The sequence below is a fragment of the Buchnera aphidicola (Periphyllus acericola) genome (assembly GCF_964019855.1).
Lineage (GTDB): Bacteria > Pseudomonadota > Gammaproteobacteria > Enterobacterales > Enterobacteriaceae > Buchnera_J > Buchnera_J aphidicola_BC.
In genome coordinates this window covers 177,771-190,443 of sequence record NZ_OZ026466.1, presented here as the reverse complement: position 1 = coordinate 190,443, position 12,673 = coordinate 177,771, and the positions used below count along the sequence as shown (strand labels likewise).

Here is a 12,673-nt window from a genome sequence, read left to right as displayed (position 1 = left end):
TACAATTATCATTCTTAATAAATTTATTTTTAATATAAGAAATTTTTTAAAAGCTCTTTTAAAATTCGGAAATAAGCATAATTTAAATAATTATCAAAAAATAAAGAAACACCTGTGGGTTGTAAGATTAAGCGAATAAGCGTACATGGTGAATGCCTTGGCAGTCAGAGGCGATGAAGGACGTGCTAATCTGCGAAAAGCATCGGTAAGTTGATAAGAAACGTTATATCCGATGATATCCGAATGGGGAAACCTATTATATTTTTATATAATATTATTTATTGAATAAATAGATAAATAAAGCAAACCGAGGGAACTGAAACATCTAATTACCTCGAGGAAAAGAAATCAATTGAGATTCCCTTAGTAGTGGCGAGCGAATTGGGAAAAGCCCAGAGTATTAATTATAATATAATTTTTAATAGAATAATTTTGGAAAATTTAGCGATACAAGGTGAAAGCCCCGTATATGAAAAAAATTATATTATAAACTCGAAAAGTAGAGCGGGACACGAGAAATCCTGTTTGAATATAGGGGGACCATCCTCTAAGGCTAAATACTCCTGACTGACCGATAGTGAACTAGTACCGTGAGGGAAAGGCGAAAAGAACCCCTGTTAGGGGAGTGAAATAGATCCTGAAACCGTGTACGTACAAGCAGTAGAAGCTCAAATTTATAGAGTGACTGCGTACCTTTTGTATAATGGGTCAGCGACTTGTACTCTGTAGCAAGGTTAACCGAATTTTTAAAGGGGAGCCGAAGGGAAACCGAGTCTGAAATGGGCTATTTAGTTTCAGGGTACAGACCCGAAACCCGGTGATCTAGCCACGGGCAGGTTGAAAGTTAGGTAAAACTAACTGGAGGACCGAACCGACTGATGTTGAAAAATCAGCGGATGACCTATGGCTAGGGGTGAAAGGCCAATCAAACCGGGAGATAGCTGGTTCTCCTCGAAAGCTATTTAGGTAGCGCCTCGTGAAATTCATATACAGGGGTAGAGCACTGTTTCGGTTAGGGGGTCATACTGACTTACCAATCCGATGCAAACTCCGAATACTGTATAATGTTATCACGGGAGACACACAGCGGGTGCTAACGTTCGTTGTGGAAAGGGAAACAACCCAGACCGCCAGCTAAGGTCCCAAAATTATAGTTAAGTGGGAAACGATGTGAGAAGGCATAAACAGCCAGGATGTTGGCTTAGAAGCAGCCATCATTTAAAGAAAGCGTAATAGCTCACTGGTCAAGTCGGCTTGCGCGGAAGATTTAACGGGGCTAAAACTATATACCGAAGCTGCGGCAGTAATTTTTTTTACTGGGTAGAGGAGCGTTCTGTAAACCATAGAAGATGTATTGTAAAGTACATTGGAGGAATCAGAAGTGCGAATGCTGACATGAGTAACGATAAAGCAGGTGAAAAACCTGCTCGCTGAAAAACTAAGGTTTCCTGTCCAACGTTAATCGAGGCAGGGTAAGCCGACCCCTAAGGCGAGGCTGAAAAGCGTAGTCGATGGACAACAGGTTAATATTCCTGTGCTTGATTATATTGCGAAGGGGGGACGAAAGAGGTTAGATTATCCAAGCGACGGTTGTCTTGGTTCAAGCGTGTAGACGTTAATATTTAGGAAAATCCGAATATTTTTTAAGTTAAGGCGTTATGACGAGTTATTACGGTAACAAAGTAATTTATACCAAATTTCCAAGAAAATCCTCTAAGCATCAGATATAATCAAATCGTACCACAAACCGACACAGGTAGTTAGGTAGAGTATACTAAAGCGCTTGAGAGAACCCAGATGAAGGAACTAGGCAAAATGGTGCCGTAACTTCGGGAGAAGGCACGCTAACTCGTAGGTGAAAAAGATTTACTCTTATAGCTGAAGTTAGTCGAAGATACCAGCTGGCTGCAACTGTTTATTAAAAACACAGCACTGTGCAAACATGAAAATGGAAGTATACGGTGTGACGCCTGCCCGGTGCCGGAAGGTTAAATAAAGAAGTTAAAGTGTAAAAACTTGAAGCTTTAAAATGAAGCCCCGGTAAACGGCGGCCGTAACTATAACGGTCCTAAGGTAGCGAAATTCCTTGTCGGGTAAGTTCCGACCTGCACGAATGGCGTAATGATGGCTAGGCTGTCTCCATCTGGGACTCAGTGAAATTGAAATTGCTGTGAAGATGCAGTGTACCCGCGGCAAGACGGAAAGACCCCGTGAACCTTTACTATATCTTGACACTGAATATTTATATTTAATGTGTAGGATAGGTGGGAGACTATGAATTTAATACGCTAGTATTATTGGAGTCAACCTTGAAATACCACCCTTTAAATATTAATATTCTAACCTAGCACCGTAAACCGGTGCAGAGACAATGTCTGGTGGGTAGTTTGACTGGGGCGGTCTCCTCCTAAAGAGTAACGGAGGAGTACAAAGATTGGCTAATTACGGTCGGAAATCGTAAGGTTAGTGCAAAGGCATAAGCCAGTTTAACTGAGAGCGTGATGACGCGATCAGATGCGAAAGCAGGTCTTAGTGATCCGGTGGTTCTGAATGGAATGGCCATCGCTCAACAGATAAAAGGTACTCCGGGGATAACAGGCTAATACCGCCCAAGAGTTCATATCGACGGCGGTGTTTGGCACCTCGATGTCGGCTCATCACATCCTGGGGCTGAAGCAGGTCCCAAGGGTATGGCTGTTCGCCATTTAAAGTGGTACGCGAGCTGGGTTTAGAACGTCGTGAGACAGTTCGGTCCCTATCTGCCGTGGGCGTTGGAAGATTGAGGGGATCTATTTCTAGTACGAGAGGACCGAAGTGGACGCATCACTGGTGTTCGGGTTGTCATGCCAATGGCATTGCCCGGTAGCTATATGCGGAAAAGATAAGTGCTGAAAGCATCTAAACACGAAACTTACCCCAAGATTAATCTTCCCTGAAAACTTTTGTATTTTTCTGAAGGGACGTTGAAGACTACGACGTAGATAGGCTAGATGTGTAAGCATAGCAATATGTTAAGCTAACTAGTACTAATGACCCGAGAGGCTTAATCTTACAACACCAGAGGTGTTTTTAAATGATTTTTATTTTTAAATTAAAAATTTTAAAAAAAAAATGCTTATTTCCGAAAATAAAATATAGATGTATATTTTAATATATAAAATTATATATTAAAATATATAACATAAAAAATTTTAAATAGCCTGGTTAAAATAGTGTAATGGTACCACCTGAATCCATATCGAACTCAGAAGTGAAACATTATAACGCCAATGGTAGTACAGGGTTTCCCTGTGTGAGAGTAGGTAATTTCCAGGCTTATTTTTTAATTAAAAATTAAAATTTTAAATAAAATAAAATTTTATTTTTTAAATAAGTTATTAAAAATATAATTTTATTTTATTTATACTCAAATTAATAATTTAATACATTATTTTATTAATAAAACAATATATTAAAAATTTATTATTTATAGAACATTTTAAAAAATTAATTTTTTAAATATTAGAATTATTTATATTTTTCATGTAAAGGTAATAAAAGATGTCTAAGATAAAAGGTAATGTTAAATGGTTTAATGAATCAAAAGGTTTTGGATTTATTACTCCTGAAGATGGTAGTAAAGATGTTTTTGTTCATTTTTCAGCTATTCAAAGTGATGGATTTAAAACTTTAGCAGAAGGGCAGAGTGTAGAGTTTGAAATTGTTGAAGGAGAAAAAGGTCCATCTGCAGCTAACGTTACCAGTCTTTAATTTTATTAATAATAATCTTATTATTAATAAAATTTTAAAAAACTGTTCAGTACTTTATTATATTTGTACTGGACAGATAAAATTAATTTTTTATAAAATAATTTTTATAAAATTTAATTTACTAATATTTTTATAAATAAATTTTATTGAATTAAAATTATTACAGAAAATTTTAATAGAAATAGATAAATATTTTTTGTTTTTACTAAAGATTATATTTTTTTTTTCTATTTTTATTTTTTTTTTTTTTAATATATAAAATATTTTTTTTTCTACATTTTTTTTATTAAAACATATTATTTTAAAAGTAAATTTAGTTGGAAAATTCAAAAGTTTTTTAAGTTTTTTATACATATATTTATCCTTCTTTTTTGTTTTATTATATTAAATGAATTTTTATAGAGAAAAATTAATGTTAAAAATATTTAATACTTTAACTCGAAAAAAAGAAATATTCAAATCTATTAAAAAAAAAAAAGTTTGTATGTATGTTTGTGGAGTTACAGTATATGATTTTTGTCATATCGGTCATGCAAGAACTTTTATATTTTTTGATGTTGTATATCGTTATTTTAAAAATCTTGGATACTCTATTAAATATATTAGAAATATTACAGATATTGATGATAAAATAATAAAAAAAGCAAAATTAAATAAATTAAGTATTAAAAGTTTTACAAAAAAAATTATTAATTTTATGAATATAGATTTTAGTTCATTAAATATAATTTCTCCTACTTTCGAACCACTTGCTACAGATCATATTTCTGAAATAATTAAAATTATTAGTAATTTATTAAAAAAAAAATTTGCTTATATAGATGTTAATGGAGATGTTATTTTTTCTATTAAAAAATATAAAAATTATGGAAATTTATATAATAAAAATAAAGAAAATTTTTTAAAAAAAAATAGTTTTAATAAAAAAAATAATTTTGTTTTATGGAAAAAAAGTATATCAGAAGAATTTTTTTGGAATTCACCATGGGGAAATGGAAGACCTGGATGGCATATAGAATGTTCTGCTATAAATTATAGATATTTTAATAAAAATTTAGATATTCATGGAGGAGGAAACGATTTAATTTTTCCTCATCATGAAAATGAACGTGCTCAATCAGAATGTTTTAATAATTCAAAATTTGTAAATTATTGGATGCATACAGGAATGATTGTTTTAAATAAAAAAAAAATGTCAAAATCTATTGGAAACACTTTTTTAATTAAAGATTTAATTGTTAATTATAATTCTGATTCAATACGTTATTATTTCTTATCAACAATTTATAGACATCCAATTTATTATGATGTATTTAATTTAAAAAAATCAGAAAATATTATAAAAAAATTTTATTTTTGTTTAAATTTATTTAACATTAATAAAAAAGAAAAATTTTTAAAAAATTCTTCTTATATAGAATTGTTTTATAATGCAATGAATGATAATTTTAATACTCCTTTAGCTTTAAATGTTTTATTAAAATTATCAAAAAAAATAATTTTTTTTCATAAAATAAAGAATTTTAAAAAGTCTAAAATTTTGTCTAAAATTTTATTTAATTTAGGAAGTATTTTAGGTTTTTTTAATGAAATTTCTAAAAAAAATTTATTAAAAAAAAATACTTTTAGTAAATTAGATAAAAAAATTAAAAAATTAATAAGTAAAAGAAAAAAAGCTAGAAAATTAAAACTTTGGAAAAAATCTGATATTTTAAGAAAAAAATTATTAAAACTTGGAGTATTTTTGCAAGACAAAAAAATATAATTTTTTTATTATTAATCGTAATATTTTTTGCAAGCATATAAAGTATTTTGTAATAAACTAGTTACTGTCATAGGTCCAACTCCTCCAGGAACTGGAGTAATATATGAAGCTTTTTTATAATTTGAATAAAAATCAACATCTCCAACTATTTTTCCATTTTTTAATCTATTAATCCCAACATCTATAATTATTGCTCCTTTTTTAATCCATTTTCCATTTAAAAAATTTGGTTTACCTATAGCAATAATAATTAAATCTGCATTTTTTATATGTTTATATAAATTTTTTGTAAATTTATTTGCTATTGTTGTCGTACAATTTTTTAATAATAATTCTAGCATCATTGGTTTTCCGACGATATTTGAATCTCCTATAATAAGAGCATTTAACCCTTTTATTTTAATTTTTATTTTTTTTAATAATTGTATAATTCCAAATGGAGTACATGATCTTAGATTTGGATGTTTTTGACATAATAATCCTATATTAAATGGATGAAATCCATCTACATCTTTCTTATAAGAAATTTTTTTTAATATTTTATATGTATTAATTTTTTTTGGTAATGGTAATTGAATTAAAATTCCGTGTATATATTTGTTTTTATTAAGTTTTTCTAAAAGATTAAGAATTTTTTTTTCATGAATTTTTTTTGAAAATTTAAAAACTTTTGAAAAAAAACCTACATTATTACATGCAATTTTTTTTTTTTTTACATAAATTTTTGATGAATAATTATTTCCTACGAGAATGACAGCTAAACCAGGTGTTAATAATTTTTTTTTTCTTCTTTGATCTACTTCTTTTTTAATTTTTTTTTGAATTTTTTTAGCAATTTTTGACCCATTAATTATTTTTGCATTCATTTTTTTTTTCTTATTTTTTATTAGATAATTTTTGTAATTTATTTAATATGTTTATTTATACTGGTATTTTTAAAAGAAATAATTTATAATGTTTAAAAAACAAATATTTTTATTTTTTTTTAAAAATTTTTTCAGCGCTTTTAGCTCAGTTGGATAGAGCAACGGCCTTCTAAGCCGTGGGTCACAGGTTCGAATCCTGTAAAGCGCACATTTTTTATAAAAAAAAATAAATAAATAAAATATTTTAATTAAGAATTTTTTTTATAGAATTTTTTACATTTTTAAATTTTTTATTTCCATTTATTTGAAAATATTTTATATTTTCTTTTTTTTTATAAAATAAAAATATTTGTTTTTGAAATAAATCATATTCATTTAATCTTTTTTTAACAATTTCTTTTGTGTCATCAATTCTAGTTGTTAAATTTTCTCCTGTAATATTATCTATATTTTTTATTAAAGGGGGATTGTATATTTTATGATATGTTCTTCCAGATGGGATATGAATTTTTCTTCCTAATGCTCTTTTAAAGATATTTTCTCTTGAAACTAATATTTCTATTACATAATCAATTTTAATATTTTTTTTGTACATTATTTTTGCTTGATTTAATGTACGAGGAAATCCATCTAATATATATCCAATTGAGCAATCTTTTTTTTTTAATCTTTTTTCAAGTAAATTTATAATTATTGAGTCTGGGACTAATTTTCCAGATTTAATTTTATTTTTTATTTTTTTTATCAAATTAATATTTTTTTTTTTTTTTATTTCTTTTTTTAGTAAATTACTTATAGATATATTTGGTATTTTATATTTTTTTGAAATAAATTTTGCTTGAGTTCCTTTTCCAGAACATGGATAACCAATTAAAATAATTTTCATTTTTTTCCTTAAAAAAATCCTTTGTATTATAAGATTGATTAAATAATACTGTATAAAAATTAGTATAAATTTTATATTTTTAAATAAATTTTATATAGAAAAATTTAAATCATTTGGAATAGGTATACCATTAGAAAATTTAGACATTCTTTTTTTATGTTCATCTAAAATTTTTCTTGATGCATCATTAAAAGCTGCAACTATTAAATCTTCAATAATTTCTTTATCGTTATCTTTAAATAAAGATTTATCTATTTCTATTTTTTTACAATGATGTGATCCATTTAAAGTTATTTTAACTAATCCAGCTCCAGATTCTCCTATTACTTGAATAGATTTTATTTTTTTTTTTATATTTTTCATATTTTCTTGCATTTTTTGAGCTTGTTGGATTAAATTTCCAAAATTTCCTTTATTAAACATATATTTGTTCTCTTTAAGTTAATTATACGATTTTTTTTATATTTAAATATTTATTTTAATTAAAAATTTTTTCCATTAAATTTCTAATGTTTTTAATAAAGTTAGTTCCATTCCTAATTTTTTAGATGGAGAAAAAGAAAGATCTTTTCTTCCATTTAATATAATTGAATAACAATTTTTAATTGTAGAATAACTATTTTTTTTAGATATATGTTTTAAAAATTTTTTTTGTTTTATGTTATATATGTTAGATTTCCAATGCATTGAATACATTTTTAAAATGTGCAAATGATGTAATAATCTTAATAATTCTATTAAAATAGTATCTGGTTCGACATCTAATGATAAAATTTTTTCTGTTGTAGAAAAAATTTTTATAATATTTTTTTTAAAAATATATTTTAATAATATTAAAAAATTTTCATATTTTAATATTCCTAACATTTTTTTTACATTATTTTTTTTTATTGTTCCATTCCCAATAGATATTGCTTGTTCTGTAATACTTAAAGCATCTCTCATGCTTCCATCAGCTGCTTTTGAAATTAATTTTAAACTATTTTTTTCAAATAAAATATTTTCTTTTTTTAATATTTTTTTAATGTGGTATTCAATTTTTTTTTCTGAAATTATTTTTAAATTTAATCTAATACATCTTGATACAATAGTTTTAGGAAGTTTTTCAATATTTGTTGTAGCTAAAATAAATTTTACATATTTTGGTGGTTCTTCTAATGTTTTAAGTAGTGCATTAAAACTATATCTTGATAGCATATGTATTTCATCAATTAAATAAATTTTAAATCTTTCTTTAACAGGAAAATATTTTGAATTACTTAAAACTTCTTTAATATCTTCTATTTTAGTTTTTGAAGCTGCATCAATTTCGATTAGATCAGGACTACAGTTTTTTTTTATTTCTTTACATGAATTACATTTTTCACATGGAGTAGTTGTTATTTTTTTTTTACAATTTAAACATTTTGATAAAATTCTTGCAATTGTTGTTTTACCAATTCCTCTTGTACCACATAATATCCATGCTTGATGAATTCTATTTAATTTTAAACTATTTGAAAGAGCTTTTATAACGTATTTTTGACCAATGACTTCATTAAAATTTTTTGGTCTCCATTTTCTTGCAAAAACTTTATATGTCATTTTTTTTATTATATTTTTTATTTATTTATTTATATGCTATCATAATTATAAATAATTTTCATTAATCATAAAATTTTAAAATAAAATTTTAACAAAAATAAAAAAAATTGTTTTTTTATTTAAAATAATGTATATTTATTGTACAAAATATTATTTTTTTAAGTGTTTTATTAGTATCATATATATGATGTTTGATTTAAATAACTAGTCAGGTCTGGAAAGAAGCAGCTAACTTAAATTTATTCATGCATATATTTTTTTATTAATAGAACACTTAAAAAAAAATTTTTAAACATTTTATTTTAATTCTTGTGATTTATACATTTTATAATATTTTTGTTTCATCTTTATTAGTTGTTCATGATTTCCTTTTTCAACAATCCGACCTTTATCTAACACTATTATTTGATCGGCTTTTTTTACTGTTTCTAATCTATGAGCAATCATTATTAAAGTTGTTTTATTTTTAATTTTTAATAAAGATTTTTGTATTAATTTTTCTGTATATATGTCTATATTTGCAGTTGCTTCATCTAAAATTAATATTTTTGGATTATTTATTAAAGCTCGTGCAATAGAAATTAGTTGTTTTTGTCCAACTGAAATATTATTTCCTTTTTCACTTAATATAGTTTTTATTCCTTTTTTAAAAGAAGATATTAAATTTTTTAAATGAGATAATTTTAATATTTTATTTATTTTTTTATTAGATATCTTTTTTCCTAAAGTAATATTTTTTAAAATAGTATTTGGAAATATTACAGGTTCTTGTTGTATTATAGAAACAGATTTTCTTAAAGATTTATGACTAATTTGTTCAATTTTTTTATTATCTAAAAAAATCGATCCAGATTTTGGTGAATAGTATCCCATTAATAAATTTGCTAAAGTACTTTTTCCACTTCCTGTTTTTCCGACAAAAGCAATAAATTTATTAGATTTAATATCAATATTTATATTAGATAAAGTATTATAAAAATTTTTTTTATATTTAAAAAACAATTTTTTTATAAATATTTTTCCTGTTTTAAGAGGTTTATTGATTTTACCGTATTTTTGTTTAGGTATATCCATTAATTCAAAAATTCTTTCTCCTGAAACAATTGCTTTTTGTAAAAGTGGTTGTTGACTTGAAACTGAAATAAGTGGTTCGTTTAATCTTGATAAATAACTTATGAAAGCATATAATACTCCCACTTTAAAAGTATTTTCATCAGATATAATACATAAAAACATAATACCGCATAATATTAATGAAGATAATAAATTTAATAAAGGTCTTAATAAAAATCCTTCTAATTTTAATGCTTTCATTTTATATTTGTAATGCATATAACTAGTGTTAATAATTTGTTTTTTAAATCTTTTTTCTTGATTAAATTGTTGAATAATTGAAATTCCATTAACAATTTCATTAAATTCATGATATATTTTTGATAAAAAATATCTTATTTTTTTTAATATAGGAACACTATAATTTTGATAAGTAAAAATAATAAGAATTACAATAGGTATTAAAATCATTGAAATCAATGCCATTTTCCAGGATAAAATGAACATTGCTATTAAAACTATTAGTACTAAAACAGAACTATTTACAATCGAACCAAGTATTGTATCATATAGTTCTCTTACTGATTCAGTATCATTAGTTATTTTTGATATGATATGTCCTATTGGTTGACTATCATATATTTCAATAGGTAAAAGTAATGTAGATTTCATTATATCATATCTTAAATTTTGAATAATTTTTATAGATATTTTATTAAATATAATATTTTGAGAATAATATAAAATTACAGAAGTTATTTGTAATACAATAAAACTGATAATATTAAATAAAACAATAGTTTTTGAAAATTCATGTTTTTCTAATATATTTTTAATAAAATTACTAATTAATATAGGTCCTAAAACTTCAGATAAAGCAGCAGATAAAAGTAAAAAAATTCCAAAATATAATAGTTTTTGAAAAGGTTTTACATATTTTGAGAGTCTTTTAAGAGTCGGCCAATATTTTATAAAATTATTCATTTTAATTTCTTTTTTTTTATTTTTTGTTATGATGCTTTATAAGAAAAAGAGTTTCTATACCAATTTTTTTTTTTAATAAGTGAAGTATGATTTCCTTTATTAATAATTTCTCCTTTTTTCATTACTATAATTTCATCTGATTTTTTTAGTATTGAGGTTTTATGAGAACTTATTATTATTGTTGTATATTTACTTTTCCATTTAAAAATATTTTTAATAATTATTTTTGATGTTCTTCCATCTATTGCTGATAACGCATCATCTAAAATTAAAATTTCTGGTTTTAAAATTAAAGCACGAGCAATCGCTATTCTTTGTTTTTGACCTCCTGATAATAAAATTCCTTTTTCTCCTATTAATGTATTATATGTATCTTTTAATTTTAAAATTTCATTTGTTAATGCAACTATATTAAGGTATTTTTTAACTTTTTTAAAAGGTATATTTTTATTTCCAAAAGTAATATTATTTATAATTGTATCTGAAAACAAAAATATTTCTTGATTTACTATAGATATTTTTTTTCTCCATTGTTTTAATTTAAATTTTTTTAATGGTGTTTTTCCATATAATATTTTTCCTTTACAAATATCATAATTTCTTTGAATAATTTTTATTAATGTACTTTTTCCTGAACCCGTAGGTCCACAAATTCCTAAAATTTTTCCATTATTTATAGAAATTGAAATATTTTTTAATATAGGTTTTTCATTTTTTTCATAAAAAAATTTTTTAATTAAAATTGTTATTTTTTTTGGTTTTTTTGGGACAGATTTATTACCATTTTTTAATTTAATTGGATAAGTAATTATTTTTTGTATTCTATTCCATGCTGAACTTCCTCTTTCAACAATATTGAACATCCATGCTAAAGCTAACATTGGCCAAATCATTAATCCTAGATACATAATAAAACTTGTTAATTGCCCTAAAGTAATTTTATTATTCCAAACTAACCAACTTCCAATAGAAATTGTTAAAAGGTTTGAAAAAGCAATAGATAGATAAATAACTGGATCAAATTTTGCATCAACTTTAGTGACTTTCATACTTCTTTGGCTTGATTTTTTTACTAATTTTTCAAATTCTTTTAATTGAAATTTTTCTAATCCATATGCTCTAATCATTCTTATACTAGTTAAAATTTCTTGAGTTTTATTGTTTAACGCTGAAAAAGAAATTTGGTATTTAAAAAATTTTTTATGAAGTTCTTTTCCGTATTTTTTTATAAAAATAGTCATAATAGGCATTGGAATTAATGCAAAAAAAGTTAATTTATAACTTATTTGAGTACACATTACTATTAGTACAGAAATACCCATTACTAAGGAATCAACTAGTGTTAGTACTCCTTCTCCAGCTGCAAAGATAATACGTTCAATGTCATTACTTACTCGTGTTATTAAATCTCCTGTTCTATTTTTAATATAAAAATCTTGATTTTGTTGAACAATTGAATTATAAAATAATGTTCTTAATTTAATTGCTAATTTATATGATGCTCCAAATAGTAATATTCTCCATATATATCTTAATAAATATGTTGTAAGAGCAATAAATATCATAATATAAATTAATTTTATTGAATCATGAAATTTTAAATTTTTTTTTACAATTGAATCTACAATTTTTCCAACTATTTTTGGAGGAATAGTTTGTAAACATGCAACAATAATTAATATTATAATTGATCCAGTATATCTTTTCCATTCTTGTAGAAAATACCAATTTAATTGTTTAAATAATCGCACAAGATAACCTTAGTAATTTAATATTTTAAAAAAA

9 protein-coding genes, 1 tRNA gene, 2 rRNA genes and 1 other RNA gene are annotated in these 12,673 nt (G+C 24.6%); 6 read left to right on the top strand and 7 right to left on the bottom strand.

Annotation, left to right across the window (positions count from 1 at the left end; translation table 11 throughout):
- The first annotated feature begins 125 nt into the window (after nucleotides 1-125).
- The 3 genes from AACK90_RS00870 (at nucleotide 126) to cspE (ending at nucleotide 3,750) form a co-directional block, all read left to right on the top strand.
- A 23S ribosomal RNA gene (locus tag AACK90_RS00870) occupies nucleotides 126-3,051 on the top strand.
- 148 nt (nucleotides 3,052-3,199) lie between these two features.
- Nucleotides 3,200-3,315: ribosomal RNA gene (gene rrf, locus AACK90_RS00865) — 5S ribosomal RNA — on the top strand.
- A 225-nt stretch (nucleotides 3,316-3,540) separates the two neighbouring features.
- Nucleotides 3,541-3,750: a transcription antiterminator/RNA stability regulator CspE gene (gene cspE, locus AACK90_RS00860; RefSeq protein WP_339043545.1), complete on the top strand. Its 210-nt coding sequence runs from the start codon at nucleotides 3,541-3,543 to the stop codon at nucleotides 3,748-3,750.
- 90 nt (nucleotides 3,751-3,840) lie between these two features.
- Here cspE and AACK90_RS02200 read toward each other — a convergent pair whose 3' ends face one another.
- Nucleotides 3,841-4,104 carry a DUF493 family protein gene (locus AACK90_RS02200; RefSeq protein ID WP_425333436.1) on the bottom strand — a complete coding sequence of 88 codons (264 nt, stop codon included), beginning with the start codon at nucleotides 4,102-4,104 and terminating at the stop codon, nucleotides 3,841-3,843.
- Nucleotides 4,105-4,162: 58 nt separating this feature from the next.
- Between AACK90_RS02200 and cysS the strand changes: the two genes are divergently transcribed.
- A complete protein-coding gene (gene cysS, locus AACK90_RS00855; RefSeq protein ID WP_339043543.1) occupies nucleotides 4,163-5,515 on the top strand; it encodes a cysteine--tRNA ligase in 1,353 nt (450 codons plus the stop codon).
- Between the two features lie 11 nt (nucleotides 5,516-5,526).
- Here cysS and folD read toward each other — a convergent pair whose 3' ends face one another.
- Entirely contained in the window at nucleotides 5,527-6,381 is an 855-nt protein-coding gene (gene folD / locus AACK90_RS00850; protein WP_339043540.1) for a bifunctional methylenetetrahydrofolate dehydrogenase/methenyltetrahydrofolate cyclohydrolase FolD, read from the bottom strand.
- 134 nt (nucleotides 6,382-6,515) lie between these two features.
- Here folD and AACK90_RS00845 point away from each other — a divergent pair.
- Nucleotides 6,516-6,589, top strand: a tRNA-Arg gene (locus AACK90_RS00845).
- Nucleotides 6,590-6,625: 36 nt separating this feature from the next.
- Here AACK90_RS00845 and AACK90_RS00840 read toward each other — a convergent pair.
- The 3 genes from AACK90_RS00840 to dnaX form a co-directional block, all read right to left on the bottom strand.
- On the bottom strand, nucleotides 6,626-7,267 hold the full coding sequence (locus tag AACK90_RS00840) for a nucleoside monophosphate kinase (RefSeq protein WP_339043538.1): 642 nt from the start codon (nucleotides 7,265-7,267) through the stop codon (nucleotides 6,626-6,628).
- Between the two features lie 90 nt (nucleotides 7,268-7,357).
- Nucleotides 7,358-7,690, bottom strand: a complete 333-nt coding sequence (locus AACK90_RS00835; protein WP_339043536.1) for a YbaB/EbfC family nucleoid-associated protein — start codon at nucleotides 7,688-7,690, stop codon at nucleotides 7,358-7,360.
- A gap of 75 nt (nucleotides 7,691-7,765) precedes the next feature.
- Complete coding sequence (dnaX, locus tag AACK90_RS00830) at nucleotides 7,766-8,851, bottom strand: DNA polymerase III subunit gamma/tau (RefSeq protein ID WP_339043534.1); 1,086 nt, start codon at nucleotides 8,849-8,851, stop codon at nucleotides 7,766-7,768.
- Between the two features lie 177 nt (nucleotides 8,852-9,028).
- Here dnaX and ffs point away from each other — a divergent pair.
- Nucleotides 9,029-9,112, top strand: an RNA gene (ffs, locus tag AACK90_RS00825) — signal recognition particle sRNA small type.
- A 36-nt stretch (nucleotides 9,113-9,148) separates the two neighbouring features.
- Here ffs and AACK90_RS00820 read toward each other — a convergent pair.
- Nucleotides 9,149-10,888 (bottom strand): ABC transporter transmembrane domain-containing protein, encoded by a 1,740-nt coding sequence (locus tag AACK90_RS00820; RefSeq protein ID WP_339043532.1) that lies wholly within the window; start codon nucleotides 10,886-10,888, stop codon nucleotides 9,149-9,151.
- Nucleotides 10,889-10,914: 26 nt separating this feature from the next.
- Nucleotides 10,915-12,639, bottom strand: a complete 1,725-nt coding sequence (locus AACK90_RS00815) for an ABC transporter transmembrane domain-containing protein (protein ID WP_339043530.1) — start codon at nucleotides 12,637-12,639, stop codon at nucleotides 10,915-10,917.
- Between the last annotated feature and the right edge of the window lie 34 nt (nucleotides 12,640-12,673).

What these genes read in the sequence shown, in the direction of transcription:
- AACK90_RS00840 (WP_339043538.1), bottom strand. Translation starts at nt 7,267, where the DNA reads ATGAAAATTATTTTAATTGGTTATCCATGTTCTGGAAAAGGAACTCAA.
- folD (WP_339043540.1), bottom strand. Translation starts at nt 6,381, where the DNA reads ATGAATGCAAAAATAATTAATGGGTCAAAAATTGCTAAAAAAATTCAA.
- AACK90_RS00820 (WP_339043532.1), bottom strand. Translation starts at nt 10,888, where the DNA reads ATGAATAATTTTATAAAATATTGGCCGACTCTTAAAAGACTCTCAAAA.
- cspE (WP_339043545.1), top strand. Translation starts at nt 3,541, where the DNA reads ATGTCTAAGATAAAAGGTAATGTTAAATGGTTTAATGAATCAAAAGGT.
- dnaX (WP_339043534.1), bottom strand. Translation starts at nt 8,851, where the DNA reads ATGACATATAAAGTTTTTGCAAGAAAATGGAGACCAAAAAATTTTAAT.
- AACK90_RS02200 (WP_425333436.1), bottom strand. Translation starts at nt 4,104, where the DNA reads ATGTATAAAAAACTTAAAAAACTTTTGAATTTTCCAACTAAATTTACT.
- AACK90_RS00835 (WP_339043536.1), bottom strand. Translation starts at nt 7,690, where the DNA reads ATGTTTAATAAAGGAAATTTTGGAAATTTAATCCAACAAGCTCAAAAA.
- cysS (WP_339043543.1), top strand. Translation starts at nt 4,163, where the DNA reads ATGTTAAAAATATTTAATACTTTAACTCGAAAAAAAGAAATATTCAAA.